Source organism: uncultured Paenibacillus sp. (assembly GCF_963515335.1).
Lineage (GTDB): Bacteria > Bacillota > Bacilli > Paenibacillales > Paenibacillaceae > Paenibacillus_I.
Genome location: NZ_CAUPYC010000069.1, coordinates 1 through 20,676 on the forward strand (window position 1 = coordinate 1; position 20,676 = coordinate 20,676).

The 20,676-nt window shown below is 58.5% G+C and carries 19 protein-coding genes and 1 pseudogene; 14 read left to right on the forward strand and 6 right to left on the reverse strand.

Annotated features, from left to right (window positions below; all coding sequences use genetic code 11):
- The first annotated feature begins 205 nt into the window (after positions 1–205).
- The 4 genes from RWM61_RS17000 to RWM61_RS17015 are packed head-to-tail and all read left to right on the forward strand — an operon-like array spanning position 206 to position 5,065.
- Positions 206–2,806, forward strand: a complete 2,601-nt coding sequence (locus RWM61_RS17000) for a glycosyl hydrolase 2 galactose-binding domain-containing protein (protein ID WP_314002978.1) — start codon at positions 206–208, stop codon at positions 2,804–2,806.
- A gap of 58 nt (positions 2,807–2,864) precedes the next feature.
- Positions 2,865–3,506 carry an SIS domain-containing protein gene (locus RWM61_RS17005; RefSeq protein ID WP_314002981.1) on the forward strand — a complete coding sequence of 214 codons (642 nt, stop codon included), beginning with the start codon at positions 2,865–2,867 and terminating at the stop codon, positions 3,504–3,506.
- Positions 3,503–4,486, forward strand: coding sequence for an ROK family protein (locus RWM61_RS17010; protein ID WP_314002983.1), 984 nt, complete (start codon positions 3,503–3,505; stop codon positions 4,484–4,486). Before RWM61_RS17005 ends, RWM61_RS17010 begins: the two co-directional genes overlap by 4 nt.
- 30 nt (positions 4,487–4,516) lie before the next feature.
- The gene (locus RWM61_RS17015; RefSeq protein WP_314002985.1) at positions 4,517–5,065 is read left to right on the forward strand and encodes a D-lyxose/D-mannose family sugar isomerase; all 549 of its coding nucleotides are present in this window, start codon (positions 4,517–4,519) and stop codon (positions 5,063–5,065) included.
- Between the two features lie 158 nt (positions 5,066–5,223).
- Here the strand turns inward: RWM61_RS17015 and RWM61_RS17020 are convergent, their stop codons facing one another.
- Both RWM61_RS17020 and RWM61_RS17025 read right to left on the reverse strand, forming a co-directional pair.
- Positions 5,224–5,493, reverse strand: coding sequence for a hypothetical protein (locus RWM61_RS17020; RefSeq protein ID WP_399538895.1), 270 nt, complete (start codon positions 5,491–5,493; stop codon positions 5,224–5,226).
- A gap of 50 nt (positions 5,494–5,543) precedes the next feature.
- On the reverse strand, positions 5,544–5,837 hold the full coding sequence (locus RWM61_RS17025; RefSeq protein WP_314002987.1) for a DUF3055 domain-containing protein: 294 nt from the start codon (positions 5,835–5,837) through the stop codon (positions 5,544–5,546).
- Positions 5,838–6,207: 370 nt separating this feature from the next.
- Between RWM61_RS17025 and RWM61_RS17030 the strand changes: the two genes are divergently transcribed.
- From RWM61_RS17030 to RWM61_RS17040, 3 genes are all read left to right on the forward strand, one after another.
- A complete protein-coding gene (locus RWM61_RS17030; protein WP_314002989.1) occupies positions 6,208–6,411 on the forward strand; it encodes a helix-turn-helix transcriptional regulator in 204 nt (67 codons plus the stop codon).
- Positions 6,412–6,413: 2 nt separating this feature from the next.
- A complete protein-coding gene (locus tag RWM61_RS17035) occupies positions 6,414–6,878 on the forward strand; it encodes a DUF6773 family protein (RefSeq protein ID WP_314002991.1) in 465 nt (154 codons plus the stop codon).
- Positions 6,879–7,187: 309 nt separating this feature from the next.
- Positions 7,188–8,177 (forward strand): HRDC domain-containing protein, encoded by a 990-nt coding sequence (locus RWM61_RS17040; protein ID WP_314002993.1) that lies wholly within the window; start codon positions 7,188–7,190, stop codon positions 8,175–8,177.
- A gap of 87 nt (positions 8,178–8,264) precedes the next feature.
- Here RWM61_RS17040 and RWM61_RS17045 read toward each other — a convergent pair whose 3' ends face one another.
- Positions 8,265–9,308 (reverse strand): zinc dependent phospholipase C family protein, encoded by a 1,044-nt coding sequence (locus RWM61_RS17045; protein ID WP_314002995.1) that lies wholly within the window; start codon positions 9,306–9,308, stop codon positions 8,265–8,267.
- A gap of 102 nt (positions 9,309–9,410) precedes the next feature.
- Entirely contained in the window at positions 9,411–10,529 is a 1,119-nt protein-coding gene (locus RWM61_RS17050; RefSeq protein WP_314002997.1) for a cytochrome D1 domain-containing protein, read from the reverse strand.
- Positions 10,530–10,813: 284 nt separating this feature from the next.
- On the opposite strand from RWM61_RS17050, the gene RWM61_RS17055 reads away from it, so the two are divergent.
- The 5 genes from RWM61_RS17055 to RWM61_RS17075 all read left to right on the forward strand — a co-directional run bounded on the left by RWM61_RS17055 (position 10,814) and on the right by RWM61_RS17075 (position 16,931).
- Positions 10,814–11,587, forward strand: a complete 774-nt coding sequence (locus tag RWM61_RS17055; RefSeq protein ID WP_314002999.1) for an SDR family oxidoreductase — start codon at positions 10,814–10,816, stop codon at positions 11,585–11,587.
- Positions 11,588–11,613: 26 nt separating this feature from the next.
- Positions 11,614–13,107 carry a DEAD/DEAH box helicase gene (locus tag RWM61_RS17060; RefSeq protein ID WP_314003001.1) on the forward strand — a complete coding sequence of 498 codons (1,494 nt, stop codon included), beginning with the start codon at positions 11,614–11,616 and terminating at the stop codon, positions 13,105–13,107.
- A gap of 273 nt (positions 13,108–13,380) precedes the next feature.
- Positions 13,381–14,643 carry an S-layer homology domain-containing protein gene (locus RWM61_RS17065; RefSeq protein WP_314003003.1) on the forward strand — a complete coding sequence of 421 codons (1,263 nt, stop codon included), beginning with the start codon at positions 13,381–13,383 and terminating at the stop codon, positions 14,641–14,643.
- A 262-nt stretch (positions 14,644–14,905) separates the two neighbouring features.
- Positions 14,906–15,682 (forward strand): ABC transporter ATP-binding protein, encoded by a 777-nt coding sequence (locus RWM61_RS17070; protein ID WP_314003006.1) that lies wholly within the window; start codon positions 14,906–14,908, stop codon positions 15,680–15,682.
- Positions 15,666–16,931, forward strand: a complete 1,266-nt coding sequence (locus tag RWM61_RS17075) for an ABC transporter permease (protein WP_314003008.1) — start codon at positions 15,666–15,668, stop codon at positions 16,929–16,931. Before RWM61_RS17070 ends, RWM61_RS17075 begins: the two co-directional genes overlap by 17 nt.
- A gap of 168 nt (positions 16,932–17,099) precedes the next feature.
- Here the strand turns inward: RWM61_RS17075 and RWM61_RS17080 are convergent, their stop codons facing one another.
- Positions 17,100–18,410, reverse strand: a complete 1,311-nt coding sequence (locus RWM61_RS17080; RefSeq protein ID WP_314003010.1) for an aminotransferase class I/II-fold pyridoxal phosphate-dependent enzyme — start codon at positions 18,408–18,410, stop codon at positions 17,100–17,102.
- A 213-nt stretch (positions 18,411–18,623) separates the two neighbouring features.
- On the opposite strand from RWM61_RS17080, the gene RWM61_RS17085 reads away from it, so the two are divergent.
- Entirely contained in the window at positions 18,624–19,409 is a 786-nt protein-coding gene (locus tag RWM61_RS17085; protein ID WP_314003012.1) for an AraC family transcriptional regulator, read from the forward strand.
- A gap of 113 nt (positions 19,410–19,522) precedes the next feature.
- Positions 19,523–19,834 carry a KGG domain-containing protein gene (locus tag RWM61_RS17090; RefSeq protein WP_314003013.1) on the forward strand — a complete coding sequence of 104 codons (312 nt, stop codon included), beginning with the start codon at positions 19,523–19,525 and terminating at the stop codon, positions 19,832–19,834.
- A gap of 93 nt (positions 19,835–19,927) precedes the next feature.
- Here the strand turns inward: RWM61_RS17090 and RWM61_RS17095 are convergent.
- Positions 19,928–20,567, reverse strand: a pseudogene (locus tag RWM61_RS17095) (pyridoxamine 5'-phosphate oxidase family protein).
- Between the last annotated feature and the right edge of the window lie 109 nt (positions 20,568–20,676).

Sequence of the window (20,676 nt, forward strand, 5' to 3'; positions counted from 1 at the left end):
CGCGGCGCGTCCGTTTTGTCATTACGCCGGCGGACGCTCCGGCGCGCCGCAGCCGGATTGCAATCGATTTAAGCGTAGACGGCAGACGGTTCGGACAGCAGGCGGAGGCGCTGGTCACGGTCGGGCCAAGCGCCGGATTGCGGCCGAATTGACCGGCCGAACGGAACGGCAAGACGGACTATAGAGAAACAGGAGGGAGGAAACGATGACGGAACGGATCTGCTTGAACGGCAGCGACTGGCTGTTTAAGGATTTTGTCGGTGAGGACTGGATTTGGCGGAACGCCGAAAAGCCGAATACGCAGGATGTGCGTTGGTGGCGCAAAGGGACGGTGCCCGGCACCGTGCTCCATGATGTATGGCAAAACGGCGAAACGCCGGATCCCTACTACGAGCGCAACAGCCTGCTTGTGGAATGGGTGCCCGAACGAACCTGGGTGTACAAAAAAACGTTTCGCGCCGAAGAGCGCCTTCGCGGCAAGCGGATCCGGCTTCATTTCAATGGCGTCGATTATGAAGCGCAGTTTTTTCTGAACGGCAGGCTGATCGGCCGGCACCGCGGCATGTTTACGCCCGCCGATTTTGAAGTCGGCGACGCCCTATTGTACGGGCAGGACAATTTGCTCGCCGTCGTGATCGAGAAGGCGCCGGACGAGCAGCCGCAGGTGAGCAAAACGAGCTATGTGAGCACCCATAAAAGCCGGATGACCTACTGGTGGGATTTCTGTCCGCGCATGATCCACCAAGGGATTTGGGACGACGTGTACCTGGAGGCGACCGGCGCGGTCCGAATCGAGGATGTATACGTGCGGCCGCAGCTTGCCGACGGTTTCGGAACCGCGAACCTCTCGGTGTCGACGGAGCTGTCTTCGACGGCGGCGAAGGTCGTTCAAGTGGAGACGGTGATCCGTTTCCGCGGCGAGCGGGTAGGCGGTGCGGCAACCAGGCATGCCGTCGCGCCGGGAGACACACGGGTCAACACGCTCATTGAAATTTCCGCGCCGCAGCTGTGGTGGCCGAACGGCTCGGGCGAGGCGCATCTGTATGAGGCCTCTGTCGCCGTGACCGAGATCGGTTGCCGGGACGAACCGAATGCCGGGGAGGCGGTGTCCGCGCACAAAACCGTCATGTTCGGCATTCGCGATGTCCGCTTTGCGGGCAACGACACGCCGGACGCAACGGCCAGGCCGTATACGCTTGTCGTCAACGGCGAGAAGACCTACATCAAAGGCTGGAATTGGGTGCCGATCGATGTCATGTACGGTGTGCCCCGGCCGGAGAAGCTGGAACGGCTGCTTACGCTTGCCCGTCGTGCGGGCGTCAACATGCTGCGCGTCTGGGGCGGCGGCTTGATTGAGAAGGACGCGTTCTATGAGCTGTGCGACCGCTGCGGCATCATGGTGTGGCAGGAATTTATCCAATCAAGCTCCGGTATCGCGAACAAACCGAGCGAGGAACCGGCCTTTCTGGACATGATGGCGCGCGAAGCGGAATCGATCATTCCGCGCAAACGGAACCATCCATCGATAGTGCTCTGGTGCGGCGGCAATGAGCTCCAGGGGAAAGGCGACCTGCCTCTCGACGACGATGAGCCCGTGCTGGCCATTTTGAAAGACGCGGTCCGAAGGCTCCACCCCGGGGCGCTGTGGCTGCCGACATCCCCGTCCGGGCGCCTGTTCATGAACAGCCTGGAGAACGCGGAGAAGGATCCGACGGGCATGCATGACGTTCACGGTCCTTGGGAGCATCAAGGGCTGACCGGCCAGTACACGCTGTACAATCGCGGAACGTCCCTGCTTCACAGCGAGTTCGGCGTGGAGGGGATGACGAACCTGAAGGCGCTGAACGCGACGATCGGGGAAGCGAATCAATGGCCGCCGAGCAAGGACAACCCCGTCTATTTCCATCGCGGGGCGTGGTGGATTAACGAGCCGCTTGTGCAGCGGTCGTTCGGCGGCGCAATCGCGGATGCCGCCGCCATGATCAAAGCCAGCCAATTCCTGCAGGCCGAAGGGCTGCGTTACGCGCTGGAGGCGAACCGCCGCCGCCAATGGCAGAACAGCGGAACGCTTCCCTGGCAGTTCAATGAGCCTTTCCCCAATGCGTACTGTACGTCCGCCCTGGATTATTACGCGAATCCGAAGCAGGTTTATTACGCGGTTGCCCGTGCTTACCGGCCGGTGTCGATGACGGCCAGGTTCGCCGCTCAGGCATGGGACGGACAAAGCCGGTTCGCCGCGGAGCTGTGGGCGGCAAGCTCGTTCACCCGCTCGTTAGACGGGCTTGAAGCCGAATGGCGGCTGATCGGCGCGAGCGGAGCGCGATTCGGGCAGGGCGTGTGGAGCGGCAGCCTGCAATCACGGACGCCGCTCAAGCTGACCGGGGTTGAGGTGCCGCTTGAGGAGGTGACGGACAATGTTTTCTTCCTTGTGCTGGAGCTGAAGGATGCGTCCGGCGCGGTGGTGGCGGACAACCGGTACACGTTCACGCGTACCGCCGATTTGCAGCCGCTGCTGTCTGTCGGGCAGACGTGCGTTCAGGTTGGGAAGCGCGCTTCCGGCCGCGACAGTTGGCAGCTGGAATTGCTCAATGCGGGCGATCTCGCGGCCTTGCAGCTGCATTTGGAAGACGCCCGCCCGCTTGGGGCGAACGGGTACGTTTACTTCTCGGACAACGATCTGACGCTGCTGCCCGGCGAGCGGATGACGATCGCCGTCGATTGGAGCGGCGTAGAGGAGCCGCAACGGGAGCTGGAGCTGTCTTGCTGGAATTCGGACGTGCAATCGATTCGGCAGACATCGTGTTAAAAATAAAAAGAGAGTTTCCACAGGCCGTTCAGGCAGGTGAGGAACGGAGGAGAGCATCATGAACCATACCGTCATGGAGAAGCTGTACGCCAAATATCCCGAGCTTCGGCCGACGTGCGCGGCGGAGATCGAGCAGGCGTTTGAATGGTTGAAAGCCTGTTATCGCAACGGCGGAAAAGTGCTGGTTTGCGGCAACGGGGGCAGCGCAGCCGACAGTGAGCACATCGTCGGCGAGCTGATGAAGGGATTCCTGCTGCGGCGGCCGGTGACGGCCGCATTCCGCGAGAGCCTGGCGGCTGTCGACGGCGAGCATGGCGGCTATATCGCGGATCATTTGCAAGGCGCGCTGCCCGCAATCTCGCTGGTTAGCCACATCGCCTTATCGACCGCCTTCGCGAACGACGCGGCGCCGGATTTGGTGTTTGCCCAGCAGGTGTACGGCTACGGCAAGCCGGGCGATGTGCTGATCGGCATCAGCACGTCCGGCCATTCCGCCAACGTGCTGCATGCGGTTCGAGTAGCCAAAGCGCTCGGCTTACGCACGATCGGCCTGACCGGCAAATCCGGAGGCCGAATGAAATCGTTGTGCGATACGTCTATTTGCGTGCCTTACGATCATACCCCCGACATTCAAGAGCGGCATTTGCCGATCTATCACGCGTTATGCATCCGGATCGAACAGGAGTTTTTCGCGTCATGACCGTGCTGGGCGGGTTCGATATCGGGGGGACCAAATGCGCCGTCACGATCGGGAGAGTAAAAGAAAACGGCATCGATCTGTTGGATAAGGTGATGTTTCCGACGCCGACGACTCCCCATGAAACGATCGACTTGCTGATCGGGGAGCTGGAAACGCTGCTTGCCGATTATGCCCGCGAGCCGCTTGAAGCGATCGGGATAAGCTGCGGCGGACCGCTCGACAGCCGTACGGGCGTTATCCTGTCGCCGCCGAATTTGCCCGGATGGGATCGGATCGATTGCATTACGCCCGTCCGCGAGCGTTTCGGGGTGCCTGTCGGCTTGCAGAACGACGCGAATGCATGCGCGTTGGCGGAATGGAAGTGGGGAGCCGGCCAGGGCTGCCGGAATATGATTTTCCTCACGTTCGGCACGGGAATGGGCGCCGGGTTGATCCTGGACGGGCGCCTCTACACCGGAACCAACGACATGGCCGGCGAAGTGGGACATATCCGGCTTGCCGATGCAGGGCCGGTCGGCTTCGGCAAGGCGGGTTCGTTCGAGGGGTTTTGCAGCGGGGGCGGAATCGCCAGGTTAGCCCGTTACAAGGCGGAGAAAGCGATTGCGCAAGGAACGCCGCCGTCATTTTGTCCGACAGCCGGGGAGCTCGACGACATCACCGCGCAGACGGTAGGCGAAGCCGCGCAGGAGGGCGACCCGCTCGCGCTGGACATTTTCCGCATCGTCGGAGAGAAGCTGGGGCAAGGCCTCGCGCTGCTGATCGACATCCTCAATCCCGAGCGCATTGTAATCGGGAGCATCTACGGACGGCAACAGTCCATTCTGGAACCGATTGTGCTGCGGCAAGCGGCGGAAGAGACGATTCCGTACAGCTTGGGCGCTTGTTCGATCGTACCCGCCGGTTTGGGCGAAAGCGTAGGCGATTACGCCAGCTTATCGGTTGCGGCCGCGATCCGGGAACGAAGAAGTGTTGTCGGATGAAAGGGTAAATGCGAAGAGCGGAGGGATTTTATGTTATCGGCGAACGAGAGGAAACAGGCGTTGGAGCTGACGGAAGCGCTTTTTGCCCGCGTCGGCATCGTATTGACGCCTGATGAGGTGCAGAACATCGAAATAGCGGATTTCGGTCTGGGCGAGCTGGAGAAGCAAGGCCTCGAGCTGATCACTTATGTGAATAATGAGCGGTATTGTGCAAAAGAACTGGTGCTTTTTGCGGGGCAGACCTGTCCGGAGCACAAGCATCCGCCGGTCGGCGGCGATCCGGGCAAAATGGAAACGTTCCGCTGCCGTTCGGGGAAGATTTTGTTGTATGTGGAGGGAGTACGGACGCCCGGCATGCAGGCAAAGCTCCCGGAAGGCAGTGAAGCCTATTATACGGTTTTTCATGAAATCGAGCTGAATCCCGGCGAGCAATATACGATACCGCCCGGCACGCTGCATTGGTTTCAGGCGGGGGGCGCCGGCGCCGTCGTTTCCGAATTTTCGAGCACGAGCAGGGATGAATATGATCTGTTCACAGATCCGCGTATTAAACGTGTGCCGGAAGTCGCCGCAGAGTAGTATCAGAGCCTACTCGCCGTTGGCGGCGGGGAGGCTTTATGGCCCGGCAGCGGCATGGCACCGCTGGTACTAGCCGTCTCAAACTCACATCGGCTCCAGCTGCTCAACAAGCAGGCCCCCCCCCCCGGATAACGATCCGGAGGGCCCGCTTTCATTTGTCAAGGCTCGTCCATCTCCATCGGATCTCCCTGGTCGCCGGGATATTCCCGTTGGCGGTTTTCGTGGAGTTCGCGGTTTTCGTAGCCGTAGCTGTTGGGGGGACGCTGGTCGATCCGCCATGGCTTGCTTTTGCCCAGCGACTCGGGCAGAAGCGAGGATCCGTACGGACCTTCCGGAAACTCCTCGGCAATCAGATCGTTGCGCTGCGATTCGACGTTGCTGAAATCGGTATACCGTCGTCTTTCTTCTTCCATGAAGCCTTCGGCCACGAAAGGCACCTCCCGGAGCGAAATGAAACTCCGTACCAGTGTTTCCCCGATCAATCGGTAAAATTCACCGTCCCGACGACCAGATACAAAAACTGGCCCAGCTCGGCCGCTTCCTCTTCCGACAGCTGAAACGTGTATTCCAGGTACCCTTCCTCCTCGAGATCGTCGGCGCCGATAATCGCGGTTTTGCCGGATTGCAGATCGGTGACGAGCTTTTTGCCGTAAAAACGGTTCGTCGTCGTAATCGCCAGGTCGAAGCGCTTCATGCCGGGTGTAATAAAAGTGACGAAGCGGGTGGACGTTTGTTCGGTCGTATCGGACATGAAATCGTATTCAGGCAGCATAAGGGCATCCCTCCGTATCGTTCGATTGTCGTCTCATTATACACGATCGCGCTCAAGCGCAAAAGCTCCGGGGAACACGGCCGGGCCCGGCTAATCCAGATATCCACATCCGGATAACTTGCGGGAAACGCCCCGTCCACAGAAACGATTTTGTGAATAACGATTCGTGCGCCTTGTTTCGGGGTCTAAACGTCCATCGTCCGTCCACATGTCGCCTTTGATGCCCGAATACGACGTTTCGAGCGACACCACATACTTCGGCAAGTCTTCAAAAAAAAAGTACATCGCAAAAAGATGCAATATAAAGTTTACATTTAGACGGTTATAAGTTACATTATTGGTGATGGAATTAAATCTGAGGTGTAGCTAAATGGGAGAAAATAAAAATGTGAAATTAAAAATGGCAAGAGTGGAAAAGGATTTGTCGCAGGAGCAGCTTGCCGACGCAGTTGGCGTTACGAGGCAGACGATCGGGCTGATTGAGGCGGGTAATTATAATCCGACCATTCGATTGTGTATCGCCATATGCAAAACGCTCGACAAATCGTTAAATGATTTATTTTGGGAGGAATAATGATGAAAGCAACTCTGGTTAAGGATGAGAGGATTACTGCGTTGTTGCACAAGTACAGTCATCATGCGTTTGGCATTTTGATGACGCTTCTGCTAATAAGCACGCTTGTAAAGGTGTTTATTCTACAGTGGGATATGAAGTATTGGATCGATACTTTCCTCATCTTGATGGTTGCCTGTGCCTATGTTACTTTTCGATGCATAAAGGATGGATTGTTTTTATTTCCGAGTAAGCAAGACGAACAGAAACGACTGAGGAAAGTTAATATCATTAGCGGAGCTATTGCTGCTTTACTTTGGGGCGTATTGATGTTCGTTTTTGATATGACGGACAGCGCTCCGGTCGACATAACAAGAAGCATCATCGGTAACTCCGTAGGAGCGATTGTATTTTTCTTCGGGATTACAGGGCTTCAATTGCTAGTGATAAAGGTATCCAATAAAAATGCGAATAAGGATTTGGAATAGGAAGACGAGTAAAGAAAAACGAAGTTGTTGTTCGCTGCCATCGTATCTTTTTGTATAATAGGAGTACTGAACTGTTTATCGAGGAGATTCGATTGGCACAGCTTTATTATAAGGTAAGTCGGTCCTTATTTTTCGCCATCGGTCCGCGCACACGGGTGTAAAAGCATGCTTGTCAAAATTTTCTTTATATGATACTATTCGAGTAACCGAATACGGAATGTTCTGAGGAAGCACCTCTTTCGCACGACGCGAAAGAGGTGCTTTTTGTCGTTGTTCGGAATTTTGTCCATTTTACGGAGGTGCAGAGGCATGCAGTTGGTGTTTATGAACACGCTTGAGAAGAGAACGGAAGAAGGCAGAGTGGTCGCCGGCCAGGTGGCGATCGGCGAGACGCAGGGCAATTGGACCGTTTGCTGGACGGAGCCGGACGGGAGCGGGGAGAGGCGGAACGTCTGGTTTGAGGGAACGTCGTGGGAGGAAATGATCGCGGCGTTTCGTCACGGCATTGCGGTGGTGATGGGAGAAGGGTACGAGCCTGTACTGGACGGCATGCTCGAGGAAAAACGCATGGCGGGCGGCACGGTGTCGATGCTGCAGTGCTACGGGGAGCTGCACGCCCGGGAGGAGCTGTTCGAGGCGTTGAGGGAATGGCGGCGCGGCAAAGCGGTGGCGGAGAAGAAAGCCGCTTACCTTGTATCGACGAACCGGCTGCTGTGGATGATCAGCGCCTTCGTGCCGCATACGGAAGAAGAGCTGAAGCAGATTCCCGGGTGGGGAAGCAACAAGTCGGCGGCGTACGCGGCGGAAATCATCGCGGTTACGACCCGCTTCGACCGCCGGACGACCTTTCCGCTGACGTGGGTGCCTGAAGCGCTCGGCACCGAAGCGCACATGAAATGGCTGCTCAAGCAGAAGGAGAACAAGTACCGCGCCGAGCTGGAGCGACACCGCGCCAAGCGGGATATTCTGAACGGGGTGCGCGAGGGGTGCGGGCTTGACGAGCTGGTCGCGATGCTCGGCATCGAACGGCGGGATTTGATCGAGCGGATCGAGCTTCTCGATCATGAAGGATACGATATGTCGCCGCTGCTGGACCGCGAGCTGCAGCAGCTGCCGGAGGAGGAGCGGCAGAAGATCGGCCGTGCCCTGCAGGAGGTGGGGGACCGTTATTTGAAGCCGGTTCTGAAGCAGGTTTATTCGGAAAGCGAGCTGCAGGGGAAGCCGCTCGATCCGTTTTACGAGCGGCTTCGCCTCATGCGGCTGCGGCAGAAACGAATCGCGGCGCTCGCCGCCATGTAACGCGTCTTCCTGGCGGCGGGCGGACCGGTCCGCACGGCCCTCATGCAGAGCCGCGATCCGCTGGGAGAGGCGCGCGCTGCGGCGGGTTTAGAAGGACCGCTTCGCCTTGTCCGGCTGTCCCCCGCGGCCGTCCGGCCAGATCGGATCGGCGTACAGAATCCGGGCGCCGCTGTCGCAAGGCAGGCCCGTTTCGTAAGAACGGTTGCCGATCAGTTCGGCTGTTTTTGCGCGGAGCTCGCCCAAGCGGGCCGTTTTTTCCGCGGCCGGATCCGATTCGCGATGCGGCCCGCGGTCGCATTCGCTGCGGAGCCACGCCAGCGCGGTCCGAATGATCGCTTCGCTTTCGGCCATCGCTTTGTCCCACATCGCATCGAAGGCTTCGCTTCTTTTGGTCGTCCCGTCGGTCGGATCGGACCAAGGCCTGCCTTGCTCGTTGAGGATGTCGAGCGGCGGCAGCGTTTTTTTGTACACAAGCGGTTCGATTCGGCCGAACGTGAGCGCGCGCCGGATACCGCTCGGGTCGTGGAACAGTTTCTGCGCCCGAACCATGTCGCGGTTTGCCCGGTTCCAGTCGTCGCGCGCGATCAGCCCTGCAAGCTCGGGGTAGCGGGACGCGGCGATTCGCTCGAAGGCGTCCACGATCGCTTCGGGAAAAGCGCCGCCCGTGTCGATCTCCTTCCATACCGGCGTCTTCCACGTTTCGAGACCGAGCCGGCTGCGTACGACCAGCGTATCCATCATCACCTCAAACCGCTGATGGTCCCATTTGCGGAAGCCGGACCGGCTGAACACATAGGGGTGAACGTTGCGGTCGAGCGTATGATGCAGCACGAAGCCGAGCGCATAGACGACCGCCGGGTCCGGCGAGTTCGGGTCCGCGGGGCGGCCGGCAACGGCGTCAAGCAGATCCGTCAGCACCGGTCCGCAGTGGCGGCTGTGCATTGCGCTGCCGAGCCGATTCATGGCGCGGCCTTTTTTCCAGGGCAGAAAATTGTGATAGAACAGGAAATCCGGACCTTGGCAGCCCATGTTGAAAAGCTTCCGGTGCTCGGGGCGGCGGATCAGCTCCCGCTCGCCGATCCGCTCCAGCACCTCCGTACCGAAAATAAGATGCGTCCATAGGTTAGGCATGCGAAACCTCCCGGTATACTGGGCCTTATGGTTACCGTATAAGGTAGACAGGATTTGGCACTCGCCATATGTCGCGGCTGCGGACATCTGGCTTACAGCCAATTAATCCTGCAAGAAGGTAATTCCATTAGGTCCGGCTCCAGATTTGATCGTAGATATGACTTCATTTTTCTCCACATCAATGACAGAGATTGTATTTTCATAAATATTGGTGACATAGGCCAGTTTGCTGTCTGCCGTCACTACAATTCCGTGTGCGCCGGTGCCGGTTTCGATCGTTTTAATGGGTTGAAGCGTAGCGATATCGATGACGGTTACGGAGCGGGACGGGCGCTCTTTCGTATTTTGGTTGGCAACATAAAGATACTTGTTATTTGGTGTAGCGTACACTTGTAAAGGACCGACTCCTGTAGGAATCTTTTTGACCAAATTCCAATTTTGCGTATCAATGACTGCTGCCGCATTATCACCGTTGACACTGGAGAAGAGATACTTGCCGTCCGGTGAGAAGCCAACCTGAACGGGTGATTTTCCTACTTCAACTTGCTTGATTAATTTCTTGGCAGCCGTATCAATGATAGAAACGGTAGTTCCTTGGGAATCAGCTACAGCCACATATTTTCCATCCGGGGAAGGACGCAATCCATGCGGACCCGCTCCTACTTTGACTTCTGCGATTACTTTATAGTTCTTCGTATCAATCACGGATACGCTGTTATCTTCGCCGTTGGTAATATAGGCTTCTTTGTTATCAGGGGTTACGATTACATGGGCGGGATGGGCTCCGACAGGGATTCTGGCAATCCGCTTGTAAGTATCTGCATCAAGTACCCATGCTTCCCCTTTCATCTTCTGACCTTGCATGGTTTGCGTTTCCGGCTGAATAATGGCTAACCATAAGGTCTTTTCATCTGGAGAGGCTTGGATATTATGCGGTACATAGGGTATGGGCGTAGTGGCGATGACCCGGTTTGTCTGCGTATCGATTACAGTCATTGTATTGCCATATTCATCGGCGGTTAAAATTCTGCCCTTTGTAGATGTTTGAACAATCGGTTGATTAAATATGGTCAGCTCACTTTTTTCTCCGTTATTCATTTCCATGGCCATTTCTTTTTCATCATCAGGGTTAGCAAATGAAATAAAAGACTGTACGCCTAACAGACTACTGGACAATAATAAAGCAATGACTATACTGGTGATCTTTATACGCTTTTTCATGGTATTTCCTCCCTTGTTTTTTCATTTTTTTTACTCATTGTGCCGAATTAATTTGGTGAAGAATGATGATCTGTCGGTAACCGCCCTCCTTTTTTTGCTGTTGCTTTTTTTTACATGATTCAAAGGGTCATTAGCGTGATAGCGATCACAAATAAAAAAATAATTGATAAATTGAGTCAATTTCATAATTCACTTGGATGAAGCTTAGACAAGCAGAATTTTAGGGTTATTCTTTTGCGTAACGAACAGGATATGAAGTAAAATGAGGGACAGGTGATGAATCGATGCTGACGGGAAAAAAAATTTTAATTACCGGAGCGGGCAGCGGCATCGGCGCGGAGACGGCGAGGCTGCTTTCGGCGGCGGGCGCCGTACCGATCCTGACCGGGCGCCACGTGGACAAGCTCAAGGCTGCGGCGGCGAGGCTGCCCGGCAGACACGGTGTTTATACGCTCGATGTGACGGACAACGAGCAGGTGGAAGCTGTGATTCCGCGGATTTTAGCGGATTTCGACGGGGTCGACGTATTGCTGAACAACGCCGGCTTTGGATTGTTCGAGCGGTTTATGGACGCGCCGCTGAGCCATTTTGAGACGATGATGGATACCAACTATATGGGGATTGTGCGCTGCACCAGAACGGTGCTGCCCTCGTTCATCTCCCGCGGCGGCGGCCATATCGTCAACGTCGCTTCGATCGCCGGCAAGCTGGGGACGCCGAAATCGACCGGTTACACGGCGACCAAGCATGCGGTGCTCGGATTTACGAACGCGCTTCGGGCGGAGCTGTACGGCACAGGCATCGCCGTTTCGGCCGTCAATCCCGGTCCCATCGACACGCCGTTTTTCGAGCAGGCGGACCCGGACGGCACGTACGTGAAAAATGTCCGCTGGTTTATGATGACGCCCGAGCGCGCGGCAAGAACGATCGTCCGCGTGATCGACCGGCGCAAGGCGGAGGTCGACATTCCTTTTACGGCGGCGGCCGGCGTGAAGCTGGTTCAGCTTTTTCCGAGGCTGGCGGACCGTGTGACGGGTAAATTATTGAACAAGAAATAACTTGAGGCAAATCGAGGAGGCGCTACATGGCTACGAGCTGGAAGTCGTTTGGACTGCGCGCGGCGCTGCTGGACAAGCTGGAGGAGAACGGAATCAGTCAGCCGACGCCGGTGCAGGCGCAGGCGATTCCCGCATTGTTGGGAGGGCGGGACGTTTATGCGCGGTCCCAAACCGGAACGGGGAAAACGCTGGCGTTTTTGCTGCCGATTCTGGAGCGGATCGATCCGGACCGGACGGAGGTGCAGGCGATCGTGCTGGCGCCGACGCAAGAGCTTGCGATGCAGATCGTGCGGGTGGCGGAAGTGTATGCCGAGGCATGCGGCATTCGCGTGCAGCAGCTGATCGGCGGGGCGGCCGTCAAACGGCAGATTGAGCGGCTGAAGCTGAAGCCGCAGCTCGTGGTCGGCACGCCCGGACGGGTGAACGAGCTGATGAAGCTTCGCAAGCTGAAGCTGAACCGCGTCTCGTTTGCCGTCGTGGACGAGGCGGACCAAATGTTCGAGCTCGGCTCGACCGCCGAACTGGAAGCGATCCTCGGCGCGGTCGGCACGGGCCGAAGGCTGGCGTTTTTCAGCGCGACGCTGCCGGCGGAGATGGAACGTTTGGCCGGCCGGTGGATGACGGAGCCGGAGCGGATCGATGTGGCGCAAGCGGAGCGGGTGGCGTCGGCGATCAAGCATTACTATGTCGTCAGCGACGCGCGCGACAAATTCGAATCGGCGACAAAGCTGCTGCGGGCGCTGGAGCCTTCCGCGGCGTTGATCTTCTTGAACGATACGGACCAAATCGCCCACTGGGAGTCGAGGTTCGAATTCGAAGGCTTCTCCGTCGGCTCGCTTTACGGCGATGCCGACAAGCTTAAGCGTTCGCAGACGCTGGATCGTTTCCGCGACGGGCGCTGCGAGCTGCTGCTGGCGACGGACGTGGCGGCGCGGGGCATCGACATTTATGCGCTGCCGCTCGTTGTGAACGTGGACGCGCCGGACGAAGCGGAACGGTATGTGCACAGGGCGGGGCGAACGGGCCGCATGGGCCGCGAAGGAACGGTCGTGACGCTGGCTGCGCCCCGCGAGGTGACCTCGCTTGTGAAGCTGGCGAAAAAGCTGGGCATAGATCTCGAGGAACGCGTGCTGTTCGGAGGCAAGCTGCTGCCGCTTGATGCGTTCCGCCGCGGCGGCGGTGCCGGAGTCGCCGGCGCGGCCGGGAAAGCGGCAGCGGCGGCCGGTCGAAGTGCTCTTCCGGACCGGGGCGTTTCGCGTCAGGTGGCTCCGTCCCGGCTGCAGCATAGCGGCAGCGGGACGGGTGCGCCTGAGGCGGGAGCCGCCCGAGGCGCGGGGTCTAAACCGCGTGCCGGCAGACCGGCGCCGCCGGCGGCCGACGCGTCCGCCGCGGCATCCGGCGGCGCGAAGGCGAAGGCCGACAAAAAGTCGAAGGCTGAGCGCGAGCGTGCGCGCAAGGACAAAGGCGCGCCGAAGTGGCTGAAAGCGAAGCGCGAAAACCGCGACGACACGCCTCAGTAAGCCGCGTGCATGCGCGGGCACGGCAGCGCCCCCTCCGGCATCTCGCATCTGTCCCTTATTGCAGCGGAGCCCCAACCGGAGCGCCGACTGGCCCAACCGAAGCCCCATGCAAATCGTGCGAAGCTAGCGAATATTTTTCGCGGCTTCGGACGATTTTTTTTCGCCTACCCCCAAAAAACAACAGGAGGACGCCGAACCCTATTGGCGTAAGACCAAGCGCTTACATAGCATTCATTCGGCATCAATCATCCAACTAAGGGAGTGTGGCAAGAAATGAATAAGACGATCAAGAAAACCATTTTGTCTTCACTGGCTGTTATCATGCTGCTTGGCGGGGCAACCTCCGTGTTCGCGGACAGCAAAGGGCGCGACAAGCAGAACAGGGATGAGCGCGGTTATAAAAGCGAAGGCCAAGGCAAATGGAACGACGACCGTGAAGACGACGACGATGACGATGACGATGACGATGATGACAACCATGATGACGACGGGATCAAAATCAACCTGAAGTTCAAAGACGAAAAAGAGCTCAAGTGGGCGCTCGAGTACATCATGCGTCTGGCCTCGAAAGGCGTATTCACCGGCTACGAGGACGGCAGCTTCAAACCGTTCCAGAAAATCACCCGTATCGAAGCGCTCGTTGCCGCTGTCCGCTTGATGGGTCTGCGCGCACAAGCCGAATCTGCCGCGGAAATGTCGACAAAGCTGAACTTCAAGGACGCCGACAAGCTTCCGCAGTGGGCGGTCGGTTACGTCGCGGTTGCGCTAGAGAACGACCTGTTCGCCGAAACCGAAACGACGGTGAACCCTAACCAACCGGCCGACCGTCTGTGGGCTGCGACGCTGCTCGTAAAAGCGATGAAGCTCAGTGACGAGGCGAAAGCGAAAAACAACACGGAGCTCGCGTTCAAGGACGCAAACAAAATTCCGGCGGGCTCCGTGGGATACGTCGCCGTAGCCGTCGAGAAAGGGCTCGTGACCGGCTATCAGGATGGGACGTTCCGTCCGAACCAACCGGTCACGCGCGCCGAGCTGGCGGCCTTGCTCGACCGGACGGACAGCCAGATCCCGGATCAAAACCAGGACGACCAAGCCGTTACCGGCAAGCTGAAAGCCGTCGCGGCAAACGGCGCGATCACGATCGTCAAAGCGGACAATACGGAAATAACGCTGCAGTTAGACGCGAACGTGTTCGTTTTCCGCAACAATGTAAAATCGGCCGCCGCCGCGCTGGAGGCGAACGACACTGTGCTCGTGCGCACGTACCAAAGAAAGGTCGTGTTCATCGAAGTGACGCAGAATGCGCCGGCTGCCGTTTCGTTCACGGAAACGGGCGTGATCAACTCCGTGACGTTCAACGTGCAGGGCAAGCTGGCTACGCTGTCGATCACCAAAGCGGTAAACGGCGGAACGCAGGCGATCATCTATAACGTCGCTTCCGATGTGACGATCCGGAGCAACGCCACGCTGACGGTCGGCCAGACGGTCGAGGTGAAGGGCGCGAACGGAACGGTCAGCTCCATCGAAGTGAAATAAGGAACTTAACCGTATAATCATCCCAATCATCGCAATCAACGCGTATCGCATGGTTGATCGAACCCTCCGGGCAAGCCGTCCGGAGGGTTCGCCATTGTCGGCATCCGGTCTCTCACTGCCGCTATGAAAATGACGGGAGACGCCCGCTCGGCTTGCCTCCAGGTTTCGTCCCGACCGCGCGATGACGCTTGCTCGCTTGTCGCACGTTTTGTTTTCCGCGCGGCGTCTCTTGTATAATGGTGCTAGAAACGGGGTGAGGGACGTGCAGCCTATACTCGAGGTCCGGCAATTAACGGGCGGGTACAGCCCGCGCAAGCCGGTCCTTCACGATCTGTCGTTCTCCGTGATGCCGGGCGAGATGATCGGGCTGATCGGCTTGAACGGAGCGGGAAAAAGCACAACGATCAAGCATATTCTCGGCCTGATGAAGCCGCACGCCGGGGAGGTTCGTATCCGCCGGACAACGCTGGAGCAGGATCCGGAAACGTATCGCGCCTCCTTCGCCTATGTGCCGGAAACGCCCGTCCTGTTCGACGAGCTTACCGTTGAGGAGCATATGCGGCTGACGGGCATGGCCTATAGCCTGGGAGAGCAGGCGTTCGAATCGCGATCCGCCCTGCTGCTCGCTGAATTTCATATGACGGGGAAAAAGTCGGCCTTCGCCGGGCATCTCTCCAAAGGCATGAAGCAGAAGGTCATGATCATGAACGCGCTGCTGCCGGCGCCGCCGCTCTACATCATCGACGAGCCGTTTCTCGGCCTCGATCCGCTCGGCATCCGATCGCTGCTGGAGCGTCTCGTCGAGGTGAAACGCTCCGGCGCGGCGATTCTGATGAGCTCCCATATCCTGTCGACGGTGGAAACGTATTGCGATCGTTTCCTTGTCCTGCACGCCGGAAGGCTGATCGCGGCAGGGTCGCTGGATGACGTGAGGCAGAGCGCCGGCATCGAAGCGGAACGAGCCTCGCTCGAGGAGGCGTTCTATCGGCTGGTGACGTCGGGCGAGCGCGGCGGAGGCGGCAATGGACCGGTCGCTTGAGACACTCCGGCAGCGGAGGGCGGCGGCTTGGCGGAAGGAGACGGTTCCGTATATACGGTACATGGGACGAAGCGGATTTCCCGGCTTCGCGGCATTGGCGGTTCTATCCGGCTTGATCGGCTATATCGCGTTTCTGGGGCGGGTACCGCCCGATTTTCCGATTACCGCAGTAGGAACGGCGGCGCTGCTGCCTTTTCTGGCCTGGAGTCCGCTGCGGAGCTTTCTTGTCCCGGCGGATACGGTATTTCTGATGCCGAGAGAGAGCGGTATGCGCGCTTACCTCCTGCCGGCCGCGCGCGCGGGAATAACGCTGTCCTATCTGCTTCTGCTTGCCGCGCTTGTCGTTTATGCTCCGCTGTACCGGCAAGGCGCCGCCCCGACATGGTGGCCGCTCATCGCGATCGCGTTCATCCCGCTTAAAGCGGCCAACGCATGGGCGGCCTGGTCCGAGCGGCGCATGGCTTGGCCGTCAGCCAGACGGCTGTACCGCCTGCTCCGCTGGGCGGCGACTGCGCTTGTGCTTGCGGCCTTGCTCTCGCAGCCGCTCTGGAAATCGGCGCTGTTCGGTATGTTGGCCTCCGCCGCGCTGGCGGCCGCCTATCGGCTGCCGGCCAAGCACCGGTTCCCGTGGGAGCGTCTGATCGAAGAGGAAGCCGGGGCGCGCCGGCGCCGTTACCGGTTTTTCGGCACGTTCATTGATGTGCCGGCGTCGGGGGAGGCTTCCGCCGCCCGCCGTCCTTATTTGACATGGATGGCCGCCGGACTGAAATTCCAACGCTCGAACGCCTACACCTATTTGTATGCAAGGACGCTGTTTCGTACGGAGCTCGGCGGCATTGTGCTGCGCCTTACGGCGCTCGGCATGCTCACAGCCGCCTTGACCGGCCGAGCCCGGCTGTTGAACGGCTGGGGAGCGGCCGCGGCGGGGTTCCTGTTCGTCGTCCTGACAAGCGTTCAGCTCGGCGCGCTGAGCCGGGCACATCGGCATTCCGTCTGGCGCCATGTTTATCCGCTTCCGGAGAGCCAGAGGGAAGCTTCGCTGCTGGCTGTGGTGAGAGGGGCGCTTGCCGGATCGGCTGCATTAATGTGGCTGTCCCTGGCATTGACGCTTGCGCCGGCAGGTAATGACATACCCGTCGGAACAGCCTTGCTCGCGTACATGGTTTATTCGTTCAAGATACTTCCGGCCCGTTTCAAGCGCAAGCTCGCGAAAGAACGAAACGACGACTTGGGCGTGAGCGACAAATAAGCGTTAATGACGAATCAAATGAGGTCGGACGACGAATCGGCGCGGACAACAAAAGAGTGCAAGCGCGGAACAACCCCGGCCGCCCGCGGCAAATGCGTACAGACGATAAACAACCCCGACCGCGCGCAAGGCGGAAGGGGTTGTTTATCGTCCCGTTCAATGTCTGGCTTATACGCCGGCCTTGGCCGAGGACACGTCCTGCACCGCGCGGTAAATGGAGTCGAACAGCTCCTCCAGATTCAGCTCCTCAATGCACGAGAACGCCACGCGCAGGTCGGTTTCGCCGAGAGCGATCGTGCCGATGCCGTACGTGTCGAGCAGGTGCGTACGAACCGATTCGGCGTCGACCGCCTTCAGCTTCAGGCACATGAAATAACCGGAGTTGAAGGGATAATATTCCCATACGTCGCCGTAACGGCCGCTGTCGAGCAACTGCTTGACGCGGTTGGCGCGGCGCTTCATGATGTTGAACTTCTCTTCCTTCTGGGCGGCGAACTCGGGCGATTTGATCGCGCGCAGCACGAACGTTTGCGACGGATGCGGACCGCTCGAGATCGTAGCGCGAATGATGCCGAGCGTCTTCTGCTCGAGCGCGCCGAGCAGATCGGCCGATTGCGAAGCGTAGGTGATGAACCCGACGCGGAAGCCCCACACATACTCTTCCTTGGTCGCGCCGTCGATCTTAACCGCCAGCACGCGCGGATGGAGGTCGGCCAGCTTGCCGAACAGCGATTGATGAAGCGAGTCTTCGAAGAAAAGTCCGAAGTAGGCGTCGTCGGTCACGGCGACCACGTTGACGCCGGCCTCGCCCGCTTCCTTGATCGCCGCAACGATCTCGTCGCCCTCCTCCGGCCCCGGCGTGTAGCCGGTCGGATTGTTCGGGAAGTTCAGCACGACGATCGCCTTGCCTTTGCCTTTCTGCGCGAGCAGCGCTTGGCGAAGGCCGGTGCCGTTGAACCGGCCCGCCTGATTATACAGCGGATATTCGACGATCTCGGCGCCGCGGCGGACGCCGAAGGTCAGCTCGTAGTTTTCCCAATTCTTGTCCGGAATGACGACCGCGTCTCCGGCGTCCGCGAACAGGTCGGCGACGATGCTCAGGCCGTGCGTCAGGGCGCTGGTGGCGATCGGATTGCCGAACGACTTGCCCTCCAGCGACGGATTCTCTTCGATCATCTTCGCGCGCCATGCGGTGCGCAGCTCCGGCTTGCCCGCCGGCGGGGCATATTCGTAAAGATCTTTCGGCTCGTAGGCGGAAAGCGTATCCTGAATGACCTTCAAGTGCATCGGCCGGCCGTTCTCGAGGGCGATGCCGATCGTCGCATTGAATTTGTTCGCTTTCATTTTCGCTTCCGCCGATTGGCTCAGGATGCCCACCTTCGGAAAATAAATCGCTTTCCCGAGGCCGGAAAGCATCGCATAAACGTTCGCGTTCTCCCGCTCGATCGTCTCGTTCAACTGCTGGGCGAGTGGATTCATGGGCAGTTTTCTCATCCTTCCGAAAATCGTGTCGTCCGGGTTTCGCTCGCGAAACCGTTTGGCGACTATTATAACATTTTTTGCGCGGCAAGTTCCATGTCGCGTCAACATTTTTTTGTCATTTTACCAAGGTTGCGCGCCTATTGTCGACGTTGTATCATGACATCAACGGACAACCCGTGACGGACGGTCACGACAAGAAGGAGCGCCTCTATGCTGCATATTTCCCCATCGTCGCTGGTGCTGCTGCCGGCGCTGGCCAAAATCGTCTGCGAACCGAACTGGAAGTGGCAAAAGCGCGAAAAGCCGATGGCCAACTACGACCTTTTCTATGTATGGAGCGGCGAAGGAGAGGTGCAGCTTAACGGCCGCCCCTACGAGGTCGGCAAGGGCAGCTGCTTTCTGTTCCGGCCGGGCGACCACACGAGCGCCACGCATAATCCGCAGAAGCCGCTCGTGCTGACCTATATTCACTTCGACGTGAAGGAAGAGGTCAGCCTGGAGCCGGAGCCGTACCGCGTGCTGCGGGAAACCGTTGAATTCGAGCATTTGCTCTCCCGGTACGTCCGGATGTTTCTCGTCAAAACGTTCGCCGCCGAGGAGGAGGCGCGGCTCATTCTGAAGCTGCTGCTCATCCATCTGCTCCGCGAGGATATGGAAGGGCCCGTGGAGCGCAAGGGGAGCAATCAATTGACCGAAGCGATCCACGAGATCGCCAACTATATCAAGCAGAATCCGGGCGTGCCGCACAGGGTCGAGGATTTGGCGCAGCGCGCGCAGCTGTCGCCGCGTTATTTCTCAATCAAGTTCAAGGAGATGACCGGCATGTCGGTCCAATCGTACATGATCCGCACCCGCATCGAACGGGCGCAGCACCTGCTGATGCATGCGGGCATGAACGTGACGGAGGTGGCCGATGCCCTCGGCTACCGCGACATTTTTTTCTTCAGCCGGCAGTTCAAGCAGTATACGGGAAAAAGCCCTTCGGAGATCCGGTGAAACGCTCTGAAAGCGGCGGAATTTGCTTGCTTGCCGACGTTTAACCTGCGTAGGACTGGTTTAAAAAAACAATGTGCTTAGCGGCACCGACTAACCCAAAGGAGTGATCCGAAATGGCAAACAACGATCGTAAATTGAGCCGTGAGGAAGCAGGACGGATGGGTGGAGAAAAGACCGCAGAAACACATGACCGCGATTTCTATGAGGAAATCGGGAAAAAAGGCGGCGAAGCGACCTCCGAGTCGCACGGCCGGGAGTTTTATCAGGAGATCGGCCGGAAGGGCGGCGAGTCGTCCGGAGGCGGCAACCGGGGCGACCGCGGCAACCAGGGCGGAGACCGGGGCAACCGCGGCAGCGGCAACTTCGGCGGCATGAGCCCCGAGGAAGCGGGCCGCAAGGGCGGCCGATCAGGCGGAAGAGACTGACGGCGCAGCGTCAATCAATATAGGCAGGGACAAGCCGGTATTCGCTCATTGGGCGTGTACCGGCTTTTTCCGCAGTTCAGGGGCGAAGCGAAATCATTCCCCGATACCCTCCGTCCGCAGTCGCTTGGCGTGCGGGCAATATTTCATCATCAGCGCTCTCGTTTCCTCATCGTCCGGAAGTCCCCGCTCCGACAGGCCGTCCATCACGGCGGCGAGCCGTTCTCCCTTCAGGTTTTGGCCGAATTTGAATTGGCGGACATCGATTCGATCCCGAATTTGACGACGGCCACGCCTTTGAGCCGCGGCGCGTAGTCCGGATCGCCGGCATCGATCGCCTTGTAGCCGCCCTCCGGCTGCAGCTTGCGCATCAGCGCTTCGAGGGCGGAAGCTTTCTCATGCGGATCGTCCACGACGGCGGCTTTGCCCGTAATCAGCACCGATTTGAAGTAAGCCGTCGCCGGACAGGCCATCAGCGGATCGGAGAAATAGGAAGGAATCAGCGCGTATTCTTTGGCGACCGAGAAAGAGACGCGGCCGTCCGCGCCGATGGACGACATTTTCTCCCCGACTCTGCTCCCGTGAAAATAGACCGCGCCGTTCGTATATACGAAGTTAAGCGGCGTTACCGCCGGATAGCCGTCCTTCCGAACCGTTCCAGAAAACCGAATGTCATCTCCCGCAAAAATTGCTCCGCTTCCTTCAGATCCGCAACCTCGAATTCGTCCCTGCGCATAAGCGATGCCTCCTGAACCGATGGAATTTGTACCAGCATACCGCCGATATTGACAAGAAACTTTCATGATTTCTCGCTCGCAAACCTAGCATGAAAATAGCGGGAGTTT